This is a genomic window from Paenibacillus sp. 1011MAR3C5, assembly GCF_003591485.1.
Lineage (GTDB): Bacteria > Bacillota > Bacilli > Paenibacillales > Paenibacillaceae > Pristimantibacillus.
On sequence record NZ_QZCF01000012.1, the window covers coordinates 84,838 to 105,207 of the forward strand.

The window sequence follows — 20,370 nt, forward strand, 5'->3', positions numbered from 1 at the left end:
CGACATGCTGAAAATCGGAGACATCGAGATGAAAAACAGAGTCGTGCTGGCGCCGATGGCAGGCGTGTGCAACCCCGCTTTCCGACTGATTGCCAAGGAATTCGGCACGGGGCTTGTATGTGCAGAGATGGTTAGCGACAAGGCGATTCTGCACGGCAACAAGCGCACGATGGAGATGCTGTTTGTAGACGAACGGGAGAAGCCGCTAAGCTTGCAGATCTTCGGAGGCGACCGTGAATCGCTGATCGAGGCGGCCAAAGTGGTCGACAAGCAGACGAATGCCGATATTATCGATATTAACATGGGCTGTCCGGTGCCCAAGGTGACCAAGTGCGACGCAGGCGCGCGCTGGCTGCTGGACCCTAATAAAATATATGAGATGGTGTCCGCGGTCGTGGATGCTGTCGACAAGCCGGTAACGGTGAAAATGCGGATCGGCTGGGATGACGAGCATGTCTATGCAGTCGAGAACGCACGGATGGTCGAGAAAGCAGGCGGCAGTGCCGTCAGCGTGCACGGCCGTACGCGCGAGCAATTGTATACCGGCAAGGCGAATTGGGATATTATAAAAGACGTCAAGCAAGCGGTATCCATTCCCGTTATTGGCAACGGCGACGTATTCTCTCCGGAGGATGCCAAGCGTATGCTGGAGCAGACGGGCGTAGATGGCGTTATGATCGGACGCGGAGCGCTGGGCAATCCGTGGATGCTGTATCGTACGATTCAGTATCTGTCTACTGGCGATCTGCTCGGGGATCCAACCCCGCGCGAGAAGATGGAAGTAGCCATTCTTCACATGGACCGGCTGATTGCGCTGAAGAACGAAGCGGTAGCGGTTCGGGAGATGCGCAAGCATCTGGCCTGGTATCTGAAAGGACTGCCGGGCGGCGCGCGCGTGAAGGATGTCATCATGGAGGAGACCGGCCGCGACCGTATGGTTGCGATTCTGGAGAATTACATCCACTCGCTGGAGAGCGAGGAGCCTGCACCGGCCGCCTCCGACCGCAGAACGGAAGAAGAAGTTGTACATTAACCCCATTGGAAAGACACGTCAGGCGGTTATTCGACAATGGTCGACAATAACCGCTTGTCGTCGTCTTTCCTTTTTGGAGGGGAAGTGAAACGGTTTCAATGACGGGGCTGGCTTCGATTGACATTCAAGTTACCATGCAATATAATCGTGCAATATAATCTAACAATAGGTTGCAGTACACCATAGTCACCAGCAGGTATGATGGTCATCATGCGTAATATATTAAGTAACAGTGAATTCATACAACGTATGAAAAATTAGTCACACGACAGGAGAATCGGAAAGATGAACGATAAGCAAATCATTCTGACTCAGGACGGGTTGAAGAAACTTGAAGAGGAGCTTGAGAATCTGAAGTCGGTCAAACGTCGTGAAGTAGCTGAGCGGATCAAGGTCGCGATCGGTTATGGCGACATTAGCGAGAACTCGGAGTATGAGGATGCGAAGAACGAGCAAGCTTTTATCGAAGGCCGTATTATTACGCTGGAGAAGATGCTTCGCAATGCCCGCATCATTAATAATGATGAGATTGATATTGATACCGTCAGTATCGGATCGATTGTTACAGTAGAAGACCTGGAGTTCGGCGACACAATGGAATACGCAATCGTCGGCACAGCGGAATCGGATCCGCTCCAGAACAAAATTTCGAATGAAAGTCCCGTTGGCAAAGCGATTCTGGGCAAGAAGAGAGGCACAGTCGTAGAGGTTAACGTACCGGCGGGCATTATTCAATATAAGATTATTGATATCAAAAAATAAGGTGTGCGATTCACGATTTCGAAAGCTTCCTTGCCGGAAGCTTTTTGAACGTTTGCCTAATGTATTAAGGAGATGAATGAAAGTGGAACATGATAACAACCAGAACAGCGAGCAGGAGCTGAGCGAACTTCTACAAATTCGCAGAGACAAGCTGGATGAGCTACGCGGGCTAGGCGTAGACCCGTTCGGTCAGAAATTCGAGCGGAGCCACAATGCCAAGGACATTCTGAGCGCCTACGAAGGCCTCAGCAAGGAAGAGCTGGAGGAGCAAGGCAATAAGGTCAGCATCGCCGGCCGTATTATGCAGAAGCGCGGCATGGGCAAGGCTGCCTTCGCTCATATTCAGGATCTGTCAGGCCGCATTCAAATCTATGTCCGCAAGGATTCTGTAGCCGAGAACAAGTTTGCGGCATTCGACCTGCTCGATATCGGCGATATCGTAGGCGTGCAGGGCGTTGTGTTCAAGACGAACACGGGCGAAGTGTCGGTCAAGGCGCTTGAAGTGGACGTTCTGACGAAGTCGCTTCTTCCGCTTCCGGACAAGCATCATGGTCTGAAGGACGTGGAGCTGCGCTACCGCCAGCGTTATGTCGATCTGATTGTGAACCCGGATGTTCAACAGACATTCATCTCCCGTTCCAAAATCATTCAATCAATGCGCCGTTACCTGGATTCCCTGGGCTACCTGGAAGTGGAGACGCCTACGCTGCATTCCATTGCTGGCGGTGCTGCTGCACGTCCATTCATTACGCATCATAATGCGCTGGACATGCAGCTATATATGCGTATTGCGATTGAGCTTCACCTGAAGCGCCTGATTGTCGGCGGTTTGGAGAAGGTATACGAGATCGGACGCGTTTACCGCAATGAGGGTATCTCCACACGCCATAACCCTGAGTTTACGATGATTGAGCTGTACGAGGCTTATGCCGACTACAAGGATATTATGGCACTGACCGAAAATATGATTGCGCACATTGCCCAAGAGGTTCTCGGCACAACCAAGATCAAGTATCAGGGACAAGACGTAGATCTGACACCGCAATGGCGCAGAGTCAGCATGGTTGACCTTGTCAAAGAGGTAACAGGCGTTGACTTCAGCGTTCAAATGACCGATGAAGAGGCGCATGCCCTTGCGAAAGAACATAAAATTCCGGTAGAGCCGCACATGACGTTCGGCCATATTCTGAATGCCTTCTTCGAGGAGCGCTGCGAGGCGACTCTTATTCAACCTACATTCGTGACGGGCCATCCGGTTGCCATCTCGCCGCTTGCGAAGAAGAGCGACGCCGATCCGCGCTTTACGGACCGCTTCGAGCTGTTCATCGTGGCGCGCGAGCACGCGAATGCGTTCACGGAGCTGAACGACCCGATCGATCAGCGCGAACGCTTTGAAGCGCAGCTGGAGGAGAAGGAGCAGGGCAACGACGAGGCGCATGATATGGATGACGACTTCATCCGGGCGCTGGAATACGGTATGCCGCCGACAGGCGGTCTGGGCATTGGCATCGACCGTCTGGTTATGCTGCTGACAGATTCCCCGTCCATTCGCGATGTCCTGTTGTTCCCGCATATGAGAGAGCTATAGCTGTCTCATAACAGCATCATATTGCAGGTTAAAATCAATGCCCCACAACAGTGGGGTGTTTTTCAAAAAAAAGTTTTCTGGAAAGTGCAACCAAATGCCTTCTCATAGCGTTATATAATAGAGTGAGTCCTAAATAGATTTTCGACAAAATCTCAACAAATTCTGAAAAAAAGCATAGCTGGGGCGTCCGTTTTACAATTTATGACTTTACCAGGATGGAAATAGTGGGATATACTGATAGGTATTAAGAATACCGGGATAAGTTGCCTGCTGCTGTGGATGTCTGTCTATGTTAAACTGTTGGTCTATTATGCCGATAACTAGATTGACACCTATTTTCTAGCAGGAAGACGTGAATCAAATGATAGATATCCATACTCACATTCTACCCGGGTTAGACGATGGCGCCCAAGATATTCAGGATTCGCTTCAGATGGCTCATGCCGCCATCGACGAGGGAATCAACGTCATTATCGCAACTCCTCATCATGCAAATGGAGTCTATATCAATGCTGCGGCAGAAGTGTCCAGGCACGTGCAGACATTGAATGACAGATTTTCTGCAGAGGGAATGTCCCTTCGTATCGAACAGGGGCAAGAAATTCGCGTACATGACGATTTGTTGGAAGCGTGGCATAGGGGCGAGCTGTTATCATTGGCCGGTTCTGCCTACGTATTGTTGGAGATGCCCTCATCTCGTATCCCGAGGGTGATGTCAGAACTCATTCACGAGCTTGGCATTCTGAAGCTAAAGCCGATTATCGCACATCCAGAGCGTAATGCAGAGGTTGTGCAGCATCCCGGCAGATTGGCTGAATTAATTGAACTGGGGGCCTATACCCAGGTCACCACCCACTCTTTGCTTGGCGGATTCGGCAAACGAATCGAGCAGGCTGCATGGTCGCTCCTGAGAAGCGGCAGCATCCACATCGTATCCTCCGACGCGCATCATGTAGAACGTCGCGGATTTCGCATGCAAGAGGCCTATCAGGCCATAGAGAGATCCATGGGTGAACAATGGTCCGAGTATCTGAAGAGAAACGCGGCCGCCGTCTTGGTGGACAACCCGTTCGAGGCACCTCCGCAAGTGGGAACTTCGACAGGTTTTCATATAAAAAAGTTCTATTCTTTCTTCTTCAAGAAGTAGAAGGAACGGCATCCAAGACCTACTAGATTCCTACATAGGGAAGTTGGCTTACGGTTTTACTAGTCTTTCATCTTTGCGATGGGGACCTAAACTAATTATAGAGGTGAGAGAAAGTGACTTTAAGAAGAAAATTAGCAGTAACTACAATTGCGGCAAGCGTTGCTATGTCTGCATTCGCAGGCATTCCGCTTAGCAACAAAGGTTTGGCAGAGAAGTTGGGAGTAAGTAATGTTGCTTATGCAGCTTCCGCTACATTCCCGAATCAAGACATTATTAAACAATTGCAAAAGGTTGAGAAAGCCCTTAGTGGATTGGAAAAACAAGCTCTTAGAGATCTCCGCGATGCATTGAATGGTCTTGAGGATTCTGTAAAAGGACAGGTTGTAGCTCCAATCGTTAATAAGCTTGTCGATGCTGATGCTCCAGATGCACAAGAAAAGAAGGATGCTTTGAAAAATGTGTTTATCGATGCAATAGCACTGACTTTCGCACCATCCGAAGCGAAGCTTGAAGAGTTCCGGGTAAAACATCACGATCTGATTCAAGAATATGCTACAGAAGTTGGCGTGCCTGATCTGACAGTTGATGATATTGCTGCTTATTTCCTGGCTATTCAAAATGAAACTTTCAAAATTGTTAACAAAAAGTCTCTTGTTCAATTGCTAGACCTTTTGGGTGATTCTGAGAGTGTGAACAGCCTGTTCGAAGAAGTGTTGGCTGCTATTCCTAATAATAAGTACGCGATTGAAAAAGTATTCCTGGAATATAAAGTAACAACTGAAGATGTTGTGGCTGTTGTATCTGCTGGAAAAGCGGCGGTTAATGATAATAGCTTGTTCAATAAAGCTGCAGCAGCACTATATGAAGTTTACAAGAGAATCAATAGCACTTCAGGCGGCGGAAGTGGCGAAGCTGGACCAATCATCGACAACTCGATCTCAGCTGAAGCTCAAACATTGATCAACAACTTGTCTGAACTGAAAGCTAAGCTTGCTGCTGCTTCTGAGGAAGAGAAAGCTAAGCTGATCGAAGACGCTATTAAGCAAGTGGATGAGCTTGTGAAGAAATTGGCTGTTATCACTGTAAAAGTTGATGCTGTTGATGGTAAAGCTACTGTCACTCTTGACGAAACGAATGCTGTAATTGCACTTAACAGCATTGGCGCAGTTATTGCGAAGCTGCAAGAAGTTGCGAACGTGTCCTATAACGCACCGAAAGTAGCAGGAAATGCTGGAGATGTAACAGAGAATGAAGTTGCTGTTAAACTATCTGCTAACGTTGTTGCAGCAGCAATCAAAGCAAAAATCCCTGCAATCTCCTTGAAAATCGGAGCATTTGGTGTTGAGCTGCCATTCGGCGGTACATTCTCCAAACAGGTTGATTTTGGATACAAGAAATCCGATGCAAAAGAAGACGTACTTGGCGGCCTGAAAGCTGCTTCTCAAGTGTATGACTTCAGCCTTTCCGTAGGTGGCGTTACAACTACAAGCTTCGATCGTCCTATCGTAATCAGCCTGCCATTGGGTGACACGGCGGGTCTGGACAAAGAATTGTTGTCCGTAGTGAAAATCGTTGAAGGCGGTCTTGAAATTCATGGCGGACGTGTGACGGATACTTCGGTCATCGAATCCCGTGACAGCTTCTCCTCTTACGTAGTTGTAGAGAACAAAGTATCCTTTGGCGATATTGCTGGCGTATCTTCGTGGGCTGGCCGTGCGATCGAAGTGGTAGCAGCAAAAGGAGCTATTAACGGCAAAGCAGAAGGCGTGTTCGACCCGAATGCCAAAGTAACTCGTGCTGAGTTCGCTAAAATGCTGGTTCGTGCTCTTGACCTGGAGAACGGCTCCTCTACTGAAAACTTCGCTGACGTAAATGCAAACGACTGGTTTGCTCCTTATGTAGCAGCTGCAGCGGAAAAAGGCATTATCAAAGGTAAATCCGCTACAAAGTTCGATCCATCCGCACCGATCAAACGTGCTGAGATGGCTACCATGATCACTCGTGCACTGCAACTGGTGAATGGTTCTAAGGATGTTGCTGATGTTGATGCAGCTCTGGCTGTGTTCTCTGACGCAGCTCAAATCAACGAAACATTGAAAGCTGGCGTTGCATTTGCAGCTGACAAGGAAATCGTTGTAGGGAACAATGGCAAGTTCGATCCGATAGCAAGTGCGACTCGCGCGCAAGCGGCAGTCATTATCTACCGTGCAATTAACGCTAACTAATATTGCATAAACAATTGAAATCTTCCTCTCATGCAGATGGGAGGAAGATTTTTTCTTGAAAAGCACGAGCTTACTATAGTCAACGGAGGAGTAGTCAGAGTGACTAATGAATTAGATTTGCGGCAATACCTGTCCATTATTCGTAAGCGTTTAGCGTTAATCCTATCTATTGTTGTTATCTGTTCTGCAGTGGCAGCAGCTTACAGCCTATATTTCAAAGATCCTATCTATGAAGCTTCGACAAAAATAATCGTCAACCAAACCCCGTCGCAATCGGCGACCCAACAACTCGATTTGAATCAGATAAATACGAATATTCGCATGATTGATACTTATAAAGAAGTTATTAAGACACCGGCAATATTGGATAAGGTTGTAACTCAATATCCAGAACTCGGATATACAGCTCAAGAAATAGGCAGGCACATTCAAGTAAGCTCTGTAAATAATACTCAAGTTATGACACTTGTTGTAGAAGATGTGAATTATCAAAGAGCCGCTCAAACCGTGAATGCTGTCTCCAATGTGTTTCGTGAGGAAATTCAACATATTTTTAAAGTAGAGAATGTTTCTATTCTCAATGAAGCAGATCTCAATGCGCAGCCGGGACCAGTGTCTCCTAACGTGCCTTTGAATATCGCAATTGCTTTTATTGTTTCACTGATGTTATCCGTTGGCATTGTATTTTTGCTTGAGTATATGGATGACACCATTAAGACAGAATCGGATGTATTTGAGCATTTAGGCCTTCCTACTATTGCTATGATTTCACGAATGAATCCGGAGGAGCAGAAGTCCACTCAAACTCAAGCAACTACCCGAACTTACAAGGCTGGTGAATTAGAGCGTGTCACTATTGAAAAATAAACGTCAGCTTATTACGTTGACCAACCCTAAGTCTCCTATTTCAGAGTCTTATCGTTCGCTGCGAACAAACATTGACTTCTCGTCAATCGATGAAAAGATGCAGGTTATTATGGTTTCCTCAGCCGGCCCAGGTGAGGGAAAGTCGACAACGATTACAAACTTAGCGATTACTTTTGCTCAGTCTGAGCGTAAAGTTGTTCTAATTGATGCCGATCTCCGTAAGCCAACGGCTCATCATACGTTCTCAATTTCTAATCGATTTGGTTTATCGTCAGTTTTGTCACAGCAATGCTCACTGGAAGAAGCAATTCAACATTCGGATGTTCCAGGCATGGATATTATTACATCTGGAGCAATTCCGCCCAATCCAGCGGAGATGTTGAATTCCAAAAGGATGACTGCGCTCATTGATGAGCTCAGGCAAAAATATGATGTTGTTCTTATTGATACTCCGCCACTACTCGCGGTTACAGATGCACAGATCGTATCCACCAAGAGTGACGGTGTTGTGTTAGTTGTTGATCAAGGACGGGTTAAGCGAGAAATTGCTAAGAAGGCTGTACAGAATCTTCAAAGTGTCAATGCTCGCATACTAGGTGTTGTACTAAATAATGTGAAGCGCAAGGCCAAAGAAGAGGCCTATTATTATTATTACGGTACACAAGAGAAATAAGACATAAATGGTTGCGACGGCGGAGGGAATGAGCATATGAGTTACAGAAGAAGGATGCTAATTATTCTGGTGGTTGATATTATCATCATTTGGGTGGCCATAGGGGTATCCTATCTGTTCCGCTTTAATGGAAGCATTCCTCCCCGCTATGAGGAGCAAATGCTGTTATTTGCTATCGTAACGACGATCATATGCGGTAGCAGCCTTGCTTTCTTCAGAATGTATCGAAGAATGTGGCAATATGCCAGCATCGGAGAGATTATTGAGCTTTTTAAAGCAATTGCAATTGGAATGATATTATCTTATGCGGTAGCTTCACTGATCTTTGGCGAGCGTATTCCGCTATCAATAGGTTCTAGAACTTTAGAGCTTATGCTGCTTCTAATGGGCGGGTCCAGATTTTTGTGGCGCTTAATACGAGTAAACCGATCCATTAAATCGGAGCAATCTCATAATCTATTAGTTGTAGGAGCAGGGGATTGCGGAGCTCTTATTGCAAAAGAAATTATGACAAGCGATCGTTTCAAGGGAAGTCGGTTAATTGGTTTCATTGATGACGATAGTTATAAACGTAGTATGCAGGTCGTAGGGGTTCCGGTAATGGGTAACCGCGAGAACATAGGGCATATAGTACAGAAACATGATATTCATGACATTGTCATTGCTATGCCGTCTGCTAAGCGGTCGGACATTTCAGATATAATTAATATATGTAAGTTAACTGGAGCCAAGGTTAAAATTATACCTGCCATTAATGACTTTATATCTGGGCGATTGGCTGTTCAAACTTTACGTAACGTTGAAGTTGAAGATTTATTAGGCAGAGAGCCTGTCAACATTGATATGAAGGGCGTTATGGATTATGTAACCGATAAGGTTGTTCTAGTTACCGGCGCAGGAGGTTCGATTGGATCAGAGCTTAGTAGGCAAATCGCATCCTTCCAACCATCTAAGCTGTTATTGCTAGGCCATGGAGAGAACAGTATCTACTTAATTGAGATGGAGTTAAGAAATAAGTTTCCAAAAGTGCAACTAGAGACCGTAATTGCGGATATTCAGGATCGCGATCGAATAGATGCGGTGTTCGCCAGATTTAAACCACAGGTTGTATTTCACGCAGCAGCGCATAAACATGTTCCACTTATGGAGCGAAATCCATCGGAAGCTGTTAAAAATAATGTGTTCGGAACAAAAAATGTTGCAGATGCAGCGGACAAGTATGGGGCGCAACGTTTTGTTATGATCTCATCGGACAAGGCAGTTAATCCAAGCAGTGTTATGGGGGCTACCAAGCGAATCGCAGAGATGTACATTCAAAGCATTAATGCAACAAGCCATACGCAATTCGTTGCTGTTCGATTCGGCAATGTGCTTGGAAGCCGGGGAAGCGTTATACCAAGGTTTAAGGAACAGATTGCGGCTGGCGGTCCGGTTACCGTAACTCATCCAGATATGGTGAGATACTTTATGACGATACCGGAGGCTGTACAGCTAGTGATTCAGGCTGGTGCTTTTGCAAAGGGTGGAGAGATATTCATCTTGGATATGGGCAAGCCAGTACGTATTATGGACCTAGCTACAGATCTAATCAGGCTATCAGGACTTGAACCAGATGTGGATATTAAAATTCAGTTTAGTGGTATGCGTGAGGGAGAAAAATTGTTTGAAGAGCTACTGACAGAGTCAGAGGAAACAACAGTTACTCAGCATGAACGAATTTTTATCGGCAAGCCGGTGGAAATTAATCGGGCAGAGCTAGACATGCAGTTTAGAAGATTTGAGAAAGTATTGGGCGAGGATCATCATTCCGTAAAAGCTGCCATTGAGCGGCTAGTACCTTTCTATTCTCATGTATCGTAAAGACACACTATCATTTGATCAGAAGAGGTGAGAACGAGTGAAGAAGTGGAAAAAGGTCCTGATTTGGGTCGCTTCTATTATCGTAGTATTGGGTGTAGGTGGTTTGTTCGCAGCTAATTACGCCATGGATCGTATGATTGCTTCTTTGGCAAATAGTCTAGAGACAGATTTGGTAGCTGAAGTGGATAAAGGGAATGTAGAGCCAAATGATAGTCAAACAAGTGGAGAAGAAGATTCAGATAAAGATGAACCTGTGAATAACCAAGGTGAGTCAACTAATAATGGAAATTCTGGTCAAGGCACAAACTCCACAACTCAACCGTCTAAACAACCTTCTAACGACGGATATACGGCTGAAATCTCTACTGATAAAGCAAAGGATGTACAAGAGAAAATTACAGTTGGTGAAAAAGCACAGCTAGCTGGGGTTCTTTTAAAACAATTAAGTGTTGATGATATGAAATTGCTCCAAGAGTTGGCAAGTGGAGGGCTTAATCTTGAAGAAAAGAAAGAAGCCCGTAGTATTATATTAGAAAAATTGTCTCCAGAACAATATGATGAATTGATTCAAATTGCAAAGAAGTATGGTATGAGCCAAGGGAAAAGCTATGAAGAGGTTATCAAGGAGTAAATATAACCCGTCTACAGCCAATGGAGGTAATTGTATTGAAAGTCAGGAAAGCTATTATACCTGCTGCAGGACTCGGAACGAGATTCCTTCCTGCTACCAAGGCTATGCCTAAAGAGATGCTTCCAATAGTCGATAAACCTACCATTCAATATATTGTGGAGGAAGCAGTTGAGTCAGGCATTGAAGATATTATTATAGTCACGGGTAAAGGCAAGAGAGCGATCGAAGACCACTTTGACAACTCCTTCGAGCTTGAACAAAACTTGCTAGAGAAGGGCAAGCTGGAGCTTCTGAGTGAGGTTCAGAAGTCATCTAAAATGGTTGATATACATTATATTCGGCAAAAGGAAGCAAAAGGTTTAGGGCATGCCATATGGTGCGCAAGAAAGTTTATTGGTAATGAGCCATTTGCGGTGTTACTAGGTGATGATATTGTTCAGGCTGAGAAGCCATGCCTTAAACAAATGATTGAACAATATGACCGTTATAAGTCATCCATTATAGGCGTACAGCGAGTAGGTCAGAAAGAGGTTTCCAGATACGGCATAGTTGCGGGGAAAGAGATTCATGAGCGGCTATATAGTGTGAGTGGGCTCGTCGAGAAACCTAAAGTAGAAGAGGCCCCCTCGGACATAGCTATTATGGGACGATATATTCTTAGCTCTAAAATTTTCAACATACTGGAATCTCAAAAGCCCGGTGCTGGTGGAGAAATTCAATTAACGGATGCTATTGCTGAGTTGAATCGTTTTGAGGCGGTATATGCTTATGATTTCGAGGGCACTCGATATGATGTTGGTGAAAAATTTGGGTTTATAAAGACAACAATTGAGATTGCTTTGCAGAATCCAGGTTTGCAATATGAATTATTGGAGTATCTGCAAGAATTGTTGAAGACTAGCCTGGTAAATAAGAAATAATACTGTGGTTAATGGACTGATTTTGTACATTTAAACCAACTCCAAACTAATAGTTAAGCAATTTTAATAATAACCTGTTATGAATATGAGTATGTTTAGATTTTTATTGGGGGCTAGCACGTTTCGGTTGAACAGTGGAATGCGCTAGCCCTTCTACCACCTTGTTAACTTTATTGCTTGTGCTCGAATCGAGTGTTAGTGTAGGTGGTTTTAAGCAAACAAGGATACTACTGGTTATTTGTCTTCTCTGACAAGATAAGAGGTAGAATAGGGGAAAGTTCCCTAATTCTTAGTAAACATGATAGGGCCGAATCTACTAGACATATAATTAGAAGGAGCGTTGAAATTATGGCTTCTAAGATTTGGCTTTCTTCGCCTCATATGAGCGCTGAGGGCTACGAGATGGAGTATGTAAAAGAAGCGTTTGAAACAAACTGGATTGCCCCGTTAGGACCAAATGTAAATGAGTTTGAAAAGGAGTTGGCTGCAAAAGTTGGTAGTAAATCAGCTGCCGCAACAGTCACGGGCACAGCTGCAATACAACTAGCTCTTAGATCAGCAGGGGTTAAGGAAGATGATATCGTCCTTTGCCAGTCCTTAACTTTCTCTGCTACAGCTAATCCAATTGTATACGAGAAAGCCACCCCAGTTTTTATTGATAGCAACTATGAAACGTGGAATATGGATCCCGACGCATTAGAGAAGGCATTTGAGAAATATGGGAGTCGGGTAAAAGCAGTACTAGTCGTGCATTTATATGGTTTGTCTGCAGATATGGACAGAATTGCAGCTATTTGTAAGAGGCACAATGTGGCATTAATTGAGGATGCTGCGGAATCACTTGGTACATACTACAAAGGAAAACATACCGGAACAATTGGTGAATTTGGGATTTTTTCATTTAACGGAAACAAAATAATAACAACATCGGGCGGTGGCATGCTCGTATCTGATAATGAAGAGAAAATTGCTAAAACGAGGTTTTGGGCAACCCAATCCAGGGATAAAGCTAGGCACTATCAGCATAGCGAATTAGGCTTCAATTACCGAATGAGCAATGTTGCGGCTGGAATTGGAAGAGGGCAGCTTAAGGTGTTGGATCAGAGAGTTGCAAAGAAAAAATATATTTTTGAGTTTTATAAAAGCGAGCTTGGTAAATTGAAGGGCATAGAGTTTATGCCAATAAATGAGTGGAATAAGCCGAACTATTGGTTGTCCTGTATTACTTTGAATGGAAAAGTAAGACCCATTGAGATTATGGAAAAACTCGAAGAGGAATATATCGAATCAAGGCCAGTATGGAAGCCGATGCACATGCAGCCGTTTTTTGCTGAGTATGATTATGTAGGTTCAGATGTAAGTGAGAGGCTTTTTGAGAATGGTGTGTGTTTGCCATCTGATACGAAGATGACTGATGAGGATCTTGAGAGAATATGCGGGATTATTAAATTGTTATGGAAATAGAGTGGATGATATGAATGTGACTGAAGCTAAACTACGTAAAGGTATATATAGAAAATTTCTCAAACGACCAATGGACTTCATTTTGTCTTTGATGGCGATTATCGTTTTGTGTCCTATACTTATAACCATAGCAATTCTTGTTAGGTTGAAGCTCGGTAGTCCGATACTGTTTAAGCAGAAAAGACCTGGACTTAATGAGAAAATCTTTACCATGTATAAATTCAGAACGATGACGGATGAGAAAAACGAAAAGGGTGAGCTGCTTCCAGACTCAGTTAGGCTTACTAAGTTTGGTAGGATGCTAAGATCATCATCTTTAGATGAACTTCCTGAGTTATTCAATATACTAAAAGGTGATATGAGTATTGTGGGGCCAAGGCCATTACTTATTCAATACTTAGATCTCTATAATGAACATCAACAGAGAAGACATGAAGTGAGGCCTGGTCTTTCAGGACAAGCTCAAGTCAATGGGCGTAATGCTATTAGCTGGGAAGATAAATTCAATCTTGATGTTGAGTATGTAGATAATATTAGCTTCTTAGGCGATTGGAAGATTATCTTTCTAACCATAAAAAAGGTACTTGTTAAGGAAGGCATCAATTCAAATAACTCGGTTACGATGGAGCCATTTAGAAGAAGTGAAATTAAGCATTAAGATACTGAAAATGCTGCAATCATACATTTATTAGTCCTAAAAGGGATGTACTTATCATGAAAGACAAATTGATTATATAGTGCCAGTGAATACTGAAGGGTAGTTGCTGAAATCGCAATAAAAAATAAGTGGTAAAGCATCGCAATCCTCAATGATGACGAGGTAAGACCGTTGATGCTTTTACATATAAATATGATACTGATTTCTTAGTTGCTAGTGGAAATGATGCGATTAGAGAAATACGTGGCTGCAATATACCTTCCAATGTCCAATAACCAATTTGAAAAAATAAAGTGGCAAACGATATTGCAAAAAGTATTTGCGAAAAGTGCATGATCGGTTACGATGGCGGTAAGGGACATAGCAATTTCTCCTTTGGTATGAGTTGCCGTGGTTTTTACCACTAGGAGAGCGCTTTGTCTCTATTCTTTTTTGATTATACAGATTACTACTGGAAGCAAGATTTATGTTGGGGTTCCGTTGAGGGAAATAAACTAAATATTACTGAATTTGAGGTACTTAAATTGAAGAAGAAAATCTGGTTATGGAACCATTATGCAACTGATATGTATAAGAATAAAGGTGGAAGACACTATTGGTTTGCTGAGAATTTAATTAATAAAGAATATGAAGCCACTGTATTCTGCGCTAATACATATCATAACAATTCAGAGTTTATTGATACTGGTAGGAAGAAATATGCAACGGAAAATTTAAATGGTATTCCATTTGTATTTGTCAAAACATCTACGGCATTAGGTAATGGTTTAGATAGAGTAAAAAATATGGGGCTATTTTATTGGAATTTATTTTCTGTTGCTAAAGCATTTGAAAAAGAAAATGGAAAACCGGATGTAATCGTTGCCTCAAGTGTTCATCCGCTTACAATGGTTGCTGGAATACAAATAGCAAAGAAAATGAATGTGCCTTGTATTTGTGAAATACGTGATTTGTGGCCTGAAGCCATTTTTTCTTTTAATAAAGCCAAAGAAAATAGCATACTAGGTAAAATCCTAGTGACTGGTGAACATTGGATTTATAAAAAAGCAGATGCTTTAATATTCACCAAAGAAGGTGATACGGATTATATTAAGGAGAAAAAATGGGATATCAAACAAGGTGGCGATATCAAATTAGATAAAGCCCACTACATAAATAATGGTGTAGATGTTGAGGCATTTAATAAATCTGTAAATGAAAAAGTCATTAAAGATGAAGACTTAGAGTCAGGAAAGTTTAATGTTGTTTATGTAGGAGCTATAAGACCAGTTAATAATGTTGGGAATATTCTTGATGCAGCAAAGCTTTTAAAAGGTGATAAAGATATTCAATTCTTAATCTACGGGGATGGAATACAAAAAGAGATGCTTGAAAAGAGAGTTGTAGATGAGGGTTTAGACAATGTAAAAATAAAGGGCTTTGTGAATAAACAGTATATTCCTTATATCTTAAGCAAGTCATCTGTGAATATACTAAATTACTCTCAAACTCAATACAACTGGGCAAGAGGTAATAGTTCAAATAAGTTGTTTGAGTATATGGCTTCCGGTAAGCCAATCATATCTACTGTAAAGATGGGATATTCAATAATTGAAAAATACAAGTGTGGAATGGAATTAGAAAATAGTACCCCAGAAGAGTTGGTAAAGGCAATAGTTGATATTAAAAAAATGCCTGAACACGAGTATAGGCTTCTTGGAACCAATGCAAAAAGTGGGGCAAAAGATTTTGACTATACAGTTCTTACTCAAAAACTGATAAATGTAATCGATACAGTTATGGAGGAGAATAAAAATGATTAATGTAATAGGGTTAGGCTATATTGGCCTTCCAACTGCTTTAATGTTTGCTAAAAGTGGAGTCAAGATTGTAGGAACAGACTTGAATGAAAAGTTGGTAGATTCGCTTTCAAAAGGAAAACTTACTTTTGAAGAAAAAGGATTAGAGGACCTGTTTAATGCAGCAATTGAAAGTGGCATTGAATTCACAACTAAGTATCAAAAGACTGATACGTACATAGTTGCAGTTCCTACACCTTATATAAATTCAAGTAAGAAACTAGATCCTAAGTATGTTATATCGGCAGTAAATAGGGTTCTTGATGTGTGCGAAAAAGGTGCTGTGATTATTATTGAATCAACGATATCACCGGGATCGATTGATAAATATGTCAGGCCTGAAATAGAAAACAGAGGAATTTCCATTGGGAAAGATATTCATCTCATACATGCCCCAGAGAGAATTATTCCTGGAAATATGATCTATGAACTTGAACATAATTCAAGAACCATCGGTGCAGATGATCCAGCTATCGGTGAGCAAGTAAAAAAAATATATTCAAGTTTCTGTAAATCGGAAATTGTTGTTACAGATATAAGATCAGCTGAGATGTCAAAAGTAGTTGAAAATACTTATCGAGATGTAAATATTGCTTTTGCAAATGAATTAGCCAAGATTTGTAGAGCGGATAATATGAACGTTTATGAAATTATCCAAATTGCTAACAAACATCCCCGAGTGAATATTCTTCAACCGGGTCCTGGAGTAGGCGGACACTGTATTTCGGTTGATCCTTGGTTCTTAGTAGGAGACTATCCTGATCTTACGAACTTAATTCTAACAGCAAGAAAAATCAATGATTCTATGCCTTCACACGTTCTAAGAAGAATTAGAGATATCATGAGAGAGCATGGCATAACGGATATTACTAAAATAGGTGTGTATGGACTCGCATATAAGGAAAATATTGATGATACAAGAGAAAGTCCAACCTTACAGCTTCTCGAAAAAATGGATGAGCATTTGGCCGTTGGGGTTAAAGTATTTGATCCTTTTATTAAAGAAAGAATGGTTGATCATCAGGTCATGAACTTTGAAGATTTCTTGGATGAAATAGAGATTTTGGTTATTATTACGGCTCACGATCACATTAAGAATAACCTTGAATTTATCAAGAATAAATTGATTCTTGACACAAAAAATATATGTAATTTTGATGGGGTCTACAAACTCTAAGTCTTGGAACAAACCTGAAGCAATAGAGATGATGCCCATTAGTATAAGAACTGGAGACAAGAGGAAACCATAATACAATCGTTTGTGTCACTGGTCGTCATAGAGAAATGATGCTAGACTGGACTCCGGACGTATAATATTTATTCTCCAATCTGTAGAAATTTAATAGACAAACTAAGCAGATTCTACAAAGCAATTGTATTATAGACAAAACTGATGACGAGTCTTAAGAACTCAACTGGGGTGATTATTAATGGGACTGTATGAAGATATAAGCATTAAGAAAGAGAGGATATCCGTAATTGGATTAGGGTATGTAGGTCTTCCTCTTGCAATTGAGTTATCTAAAAAATTTAGTGTTGTTGGATTCGATATTAATGAGGCTAAATTAGATAAATACAAAAAAGGTGTAGACATTACTAACGAGGTAGGAAACCAAGCCATTCAAGAATCGCAAATAGACTTTACAAGTGATCAAAGTAAAATTAAACAATGCAAGTTTCATATCGTAGCAGTACCAACTCCTATTAATAGTGATAAAACACCTGATTTGTCCCCAGTCATTGGAGCAAGTGAAATAGTAGGCAAAAATCTAATTAAGGGATCAATAGTTGTATTTGAATCAACTGTATATCCAGGTACAACAGAAGAAATCTGTATACCAATACTTGAGCAAACCTCAGGTTTGAAGTTTGGCACTGATTTTAAAGTAGGCTATTCTCCTGAAAGAATCAATCCGGGAGATAAAGTAAACACATTAACTAAAATCACAAAGGTAGTTTCGGGATCGGATGATGAAGCATTAAATATAATATCCAGTGTATATAATGCTATAATTGATGCTGGTGTGCATAAAGCGGAATCAATTAAAGTTGCAGAAGCAGCTAAAGTTATTGAAAACTCACAACGTGATATTAATATTGCATTTATGAATGAGTTGGCTATTGTATTCAACAAAATGAATATTAACACAAAGGCTGTGTTAGAAGCGGCAGGAACAAAATGGAACTTCCTAAAATTTACTCCAGGTCTTGTCGGTGGACATTGTATTGGAGTGGATCCTTATTATTTCACCTATAAGGCTGAACTACTAGGGTATCATTCGCAAATTATTCTTGCAGGAAGAAAAATAAACGATGACATGGGTAAGTATGTTGCGAGTAACATTATTAAGAGCCTAATTAAGGCTGATAAACATGTTAAAGGCTCTAGAGTCGCTATTTTAGGAATTACTTTTAAAGAAAATTGTCCTGATGTAAGAAATACCAAGGTAATCGATATCATAAACGAACTACAAGAATATGGTGTAGAGATTCTAGTGTATGATCCTGTTGCTGATAAAGAAGAAGTATGGCATGAATATAATATTTCATTAGTTGAACGCAATAATCTGAGGGAACTGGATGGAATGGTGGTTTCTGTTGCCCATAGTGAATTTACGCAATTAGAAGTCTCCTATGTGGATACCTTATTCAAAGAAACTGGAGATAAAGTATTGGTAGATATTAAGAGTATACTAAACAAAAATGTATACGAAAAAAGAGGGTACCATTATTGGAGTTTATAATAAACCTTAAGTGAGGGCCTGGTAATGAGTATCCTACATATTTGTTCTTATTATATCAGTAGTAAATTGTACAAAAATTTAGTTAATGAACTGTCGAGTCAGCGTATTACTACTCAGCATATATTCGTGCCGGTAAAAGATGAGAAACAACTTGGGTTACACCAAATTTCAAATCACAATGTGCATTTTTACTACAGGCATATGTTGAGGAAATGGGATAGGTTTCTATATTTCCATAAAATAAAGAAGCAAATGAAAGAAGTTGAAAGAAGTATTTTATTGAATCAAAAAATCGACTTCATACATGCTCATACGGTCTTTAGTGATGGAGGTACAGCATATAAACTTCATCAGAAATACGGAGTCAAATATATTGTTACTATCCGTAATACAGACATAAATAAATTTTATAAGTATGGTTATCATTTAAGACCGTTTATGCATAAAATTCTTCTAAACTCAAGCGCAATTATATTCATCTCACATGCTTATAAAAAACAAATGTTGAGATTAATTCCTGAGAAGATAGCTAATCAAATCGCAGAAAAAATTCAAGTTGTGCCAAATGGAATAGATCAGTATTGGATCGAAAATGTTGTGAAACAACCAAGACAATTAAGTAACGATCAGTTGAAGCTCATTTTTATAGGAAATATTGATAAAAATAAGAATGTGCATAATATTATATATGCAATGTCAAAATACAAGCAACATGGCGGTCAGATTACTTTAGATATAGTAGGCACTGGTCCGTGCCTTATTGAAGTAATGGAGATAGTCACCAAACTTGGGTTGACAGAAGAAGTTAAACATCATGGATATATATCAGATAAAAATGCAGTTCTAGAAATACTGACTTCATGCGACATATTTATAATGCCGTCATACAATGAAACTTTTGGATTAGTATATATAGAGGCATTGTCACAGGGCCTTCCCATAATTTATTCAAAAGATCAAGGAGTAGATGGCTTTTTTGACAGAGACCCTGTTGGGGTAGCAGTAGATCCTTCAAAAGTACAGGACATTGTCGGTGCTTTCTCAACAATAAAATCTCAGTACTATGAAATGTCTAATAATGCAATTGAGCAATCTCGTAAATTCAATTGGCCTTCACTAGCTAAAGAGTTTATTGAAATCTATAAAAACAAAGTTTGACTCTAATGTTAAATGCGAAATTCAGTATCCATAAATTAATTTTTGTAATTACCTTATTATCTAGTTTAATTCCCTTGCAAAGCTTTGAGATTCCGGCTTTATATTTCTTTATGCCTATACGGGCATTTTTCTTTGTTTTCATGTTAGCAGGAAAAGTAAAAATCCTTAAAGTTTCAAGGGTTATATTATTTCTGTTTGTGATAATAATTATTGAGATTTATATATCGACTTTTTTTGGGACAACATTGGCATGTGGTCATTTCATATTCCCTGGTGATTCAATTTAATATGTGGCAAGAATGCTATTTGTATTGTATATATCTACTTTCATGTTTTACGGAGAAATGAAGCCGATTGAATTTATAAAGCTGTTTATGATCATATTAATAGCTGGTATGCTAATCGGTATAATGCAGTGGCTTCCATGGCCAGGAAGAGTTATGTTTATTAATCTTTATCCATTTAGGGATGGAGAATTACAACTTTCACATTTAACTCGGGAGTTGCATTCAATTAGAGTGCATGGATGGGCTCAATTTGCCACAGCTAACGGTGGGCTTGCGATGTTAGCTTTTGTATTTGGCTTTTCAGTGTATAATTTTTCGGGAAAGTTTAGAGTTGCTGCATTGGCTCTAATGTTCCTAGCCGTGTTGAATTTAATTGTGAGCCAAGCAAGGGCTGGCATGTTGGTTTTTGTGTTTGCAATAATTTTATTATGTATTATTTAATTATATATTGCTAAAACTTCTTTTAAACACATAGTTAAATACTTAGCGGGTATTATTTTAGTGATTTTTACTGG

Annotated in this window: 17 protein-coding genes; all 17 read left to right on the plus strand. The window is 41.0% G+C overall.

The window, feature by feature from the left end; genetic code table 11:
- Window positions 1-4 precede the first annotated feature (4 nt).
- Window positions 5-1,033 carry a tRNA dihydrouridine synthase DusB gene (gene dusB / locus D3P07_RS24975; RefSeq protein ID WP_119803459.1) on the plus strand — a complete coding sequence of 343 codons (1,029 nt, stop codon included), beginning with the start codon at window positions 5-7 and terminating at the stop codon, window positions 1,031-1,033.
- Window positions 1,034-1,318: 285 nt separating this feature from the next.
- Window positions 1,319-1,795, plus strand: coding sequence for a transcription elongation factor GreA (gene greA / locus D3P07_RS24980; RefSeq protein WP_119803461.1), 477 nt, complete (start codon window positions 1,319-1,321; stop codon window positions 1,793-1,795).
- A 76-nt stretch (window positions 1,796-1,871) separates the two neighbouring features.
- Window positions 1,872-3,383: a lysine--tRNA ligase gene (lysS, locus tag D3P07_RS24985; protein WP_119803463.1), complete on the plus strand. Its 1,512-nt coding sequence runs from the start codon at window positions 1,872-1,874 to the stop codon at window positions 3,381-3,383.
- A 361-nt stretch (window positions 3,384-3,744) separates the two neighbouring features.
- Window positions 3,745-4,530 (plus strand): tyrosine-protein phosphatase, encoded by a 786-nt coding sequence (locus D3P07_RS24990; RefSeq protein WP_119803465.1) that lies wholly within the window; start codon window positions 3,745-3,747, stop codon window positions 4,528-4,530.
- Window positions 4,531-4,643: 113 nt separating this feature from the next.
- Window positions 4,644-6,755 carry an S-layer homology domain-containing protein gene (locus tag D3P07_RS24995; protein WP_119803467.1) on the plus strand — a complete coding sequence of 704 codons (2,112 nt, stop codon included), beginning with the start codon at window positions 4,644-4,646 and terminating at the stop codon, window positions 6,753-6,755.
- A gap of 99 nt (window positions 6,756-6,854) precedes the next feature.
- Window positions 6,855-7,622, plus strand: coding sequence for a YveK family protein (locus D3P07_RS25000; RefSeq protein ID WP_119803469.1), 768 nt, complete (start codon window positions 6,855-6,857; stop codon window positions 7,620-7,622).
- The gene (locus D3P07_RS25005; protein ID WP_119803471.1) at window positions 7,603-8,295 is read left to right on the plus strand and encodes a CpsD/CapB family tyrosine-protein kinase; all 693 of its coding nucleotides are present in this window, start codon (window positions 7,603-7,605) and stop codon (window positions 8,293-8,295) included. The genes D3P07_RS25000 and D3P07_RS25005 overlap by 20 nt, the downstream gene beginning before the upstream one ends.
- A gap of 36 nt (window positions 8,296-8,331) precedes the next feature.
- The gene (locus tag D3P07_RS25010) at window positions 8,332-10,155 is read left to right on the plus strand and encodes a polysaccharide biosynthesis protein (RefSeq protein ID WP_119803473.1); all 1,824 of its coding nucleotides are present in this window, start codon (window positions 8,332-8,334) and stop codon (window positions 10,153-10,155) included.
- Window positions 10,156-10,192: 37 nt separating this feature from the next.
- Window positions 10,193-10,786, plus strand: coding sequence for a hypothetical protein (locus D3P07_RS25015; protein ID WP_119803475.1), 594 nt, complete (start codon window positions 10,193-10,195; stop codon window positions 10,784-10,786).
- 35 nt (window positions 10,787-10,821) lie between these two features.
- Window positions 10,822-11,706 (plus strand): UTP--glucose-1-phosphate uridylyltransferase GalU, encoded by an 885-nt coding sequence (gene galU, locus D3P07_RS25020; protein ID WP_397334622.1) that lies wholly within the window; start codon window positions 10,822-10,824, stop codon window positions 11,704-11,706.
- Between the two features lie 348 nt (window positions 11,707-12,054).
- Window positions 12,055-13,170, plus strand: coding sequence for a DegT/DnrJ/EryC1/StrS family aminotransferase (locus D3P07_RS25025; protein ID WP_119803480.1), 1,116 nt, complete (start codon window positions 12,055-12,057; stop codon window positions 13,168-13,170).
- A gap of 70 nt (window positions 13,171-13,240) precedes the next feature.
- Window positions 13,241-13,828, plus strand: coding sequence for a sugar transferase (locus tag D3P07_RS25030; RefSeq protein WP_310732578.1), 588 nt, complete (start codon window positions 13,241-13,243; stop codon window positions 13,826-13,828).
- A gap of 416 nt (window positions 13,829-14,244) precedes the next feature.
- Entirely contained in the window at window positions 14,245-15,630 is a 1,386-nt protein-coding gene (locus D3P07_RS25035) for a glycosyltransferase family 4 protein (RefSeq protein WP_259391687.1), read from the plus strand.
- A complete protein-coding gene (locus D3P07_RS25040; protein WP_119803482.1) occupies window positions 15,623-16,843 on the plus strand; it encodes a nucleotide sugar dehydrogenase in 1,221 nt (406 codons plus the stop codon). Before D3P07_RS25035 ends, D3P07_RS25040 begins: the two co-directional genes overlap by 8 nt.
- A gap of 253 nt (window positions 16,844-17,096) precedes the next feature.
- The gene (locus D3P07_RS25045) at window positions 17,097-18,410 is read left to right on the plus strand and encodes a nucleotide sugar dehydrogenase (RefSeq protein WP_119803484.1); all 1,314 of its coding nucleotides are present in this window, start codon (window positions 17,097-17,099) and stop codon (window positions 18,408-18,410) included.
- 24 nt (window positions 18,411-18,434) lie between these two features.
- Entirely contained in the window at window positions 18,435-19,568 is a 1,134-nt protein-coding gene (locus D3P07_RS25050) for a glycosyltransferase family 4 protein (protein ID WP_119803486.1), read from the plus strand.
- A gap of 344 nt (window positions 19,569-19,912) precedes the next feature.
- Entirely contained in the window at window positions 19,913-20,296 is a 384-nt protein-coding gene (locus D3P07_RS25060; RefSeq protein ID WP_147384572.1) for a hypothetical protein, read from the plus strand.
- Window positions 20,297-20,370: the final 74 nt, after the last annotated feature.

What these genes read in the sequence shown, in the direction of transcription:
- D3P07_RS24990 (WP_119803465.1), top strand. Translation starts at nt 3,745, where the DNA reads ATGATAGATATCCATACTCACATTCTACCCGGGTTAGACGATGGCGCC.
- D3P07_RS25025 (WP_119803480.1), top strand. Translation starts at nt 12,055, where the DNA reads ATGGCTTCTAAGATTTGGCTTTCTTCGCCTCATATGAGCGCTGAGGGC.
- greA (WP_119803461.1), top strand. Translation starts at nt 1,319, where the DNA reads ATGAACGATAAGCAAATCATTCTGACTCAGGACGGGTTGAAGAAACTT.
- D3P07_RS25050 (WP_119803486.1), top strand. Translation starts at nt 18,435, where the DNA reads ATGAGTATCCTACATATTTGTTCTTATTATATCAGTAGTAAATTGTAC.
- D3P07_RS25060 (WP_147384572.1), top strand. Translation starts at nt 19,913, where the DNA reads ATGAAGCCGATTGAATTTATAAAGCTGTTTATGATCATATTAATAGCT.
- D3P07_RS25045 (WP_119803484.1), top strand. Translation starts at nt 17,097, where the DNA reads ATGGGACTGTATGAAGATATAAGCATTAAGAAAGAGAGGATATCCGTA.
- D3P07_RS25040 (WP_119803482.1), top strand. Translation starts at nt 15,623, where the DNA reads ATGATTAATGTAATAGGGTTAGGCTATATTGGCCTTCCAACTGCTTTA.
- lysS (WP_119803463.1), top strand. Translation starts at nt 1,872, where the DNA reads ATGAAAGTGGAACATGATAACAACCAGAACAGCGAGCAGGAGCTGAGC.
- D3P07_RS25030 (WP_310732578.1), top strand. Translation starts at nt 13,241, where the DNA reads ATGGACTTCATTTTGTCTTTGATGGCGATTATCGTTTTGTGTCCTATA.
- dusB (WP_119803459.1), top strand. Translation starts at nt 5, where the DNA reads ATGCTGAAAATCGGAGACATCGAGATGAAAAACAGAGTCGTGCTGGCG.
- D3P07_RS25010 (WP_119803473.1), top strand. Translation starts at nt 8,332, where the DNA reads ATGAGTTACAGAAGAAGGATGCTAATTATTCTGGTGGTTGATATTATC.